Genomic DNA, 321 nt, shown 5'->3' on the forward strand with positions numbered 1-321 from the left:
AAACAAAACAAAAAAAAGCAAGAAAGATAAAAAAAAAGCGGAAAAAGAGAAAAAAAAGAGAAAAAAAAGAGAAAAAAAAAAAAAAGAAAAGGAGAAAAAAAAGAAAAAAAAAAAGAAAAAAAAAAAAAGAAAAAAGAAAGGAAAAAAAAAGAAAAAAAAGAAAAAAAAAAAAAGAAAAAAAAAGAAAAAAGAAAGGAAAAAAAAAAAGAAGAAAAAAAAAAAAAAAAAAAAAAGAAAAGAAAAAAAAAGAAAAAAGAAAAAAAAAAGAAAAAAAAAAAAAAAAAAAAGAAAAAAGAAAAAAAAAAGAAAAAAGAAAAAAGA

General features: G+C 14.0%; 1 protein-coding gene. It reads left to right on the forward strand.

Going from position 1 to position 321, the window contains the following annotated elements; translation table 11 throughout:
• The coding region (locus MTCD1_RS23540; protein WP_200818645.1) for a hypothetical protein at positions 1–321 on the forward strand (321 nt) is incomplete at both ends.

Origin of the sequence: Colwellia marinimaniae (assembly GCF_002207865.1) — a bacterium.
GTDB classification, from domain to species: Bacteria; Pseudomonadota; Gammaproteobacteria; order Enterobacterales; family Alteromonadaceae; genus Colwellia; species Colwellia marinimaniae.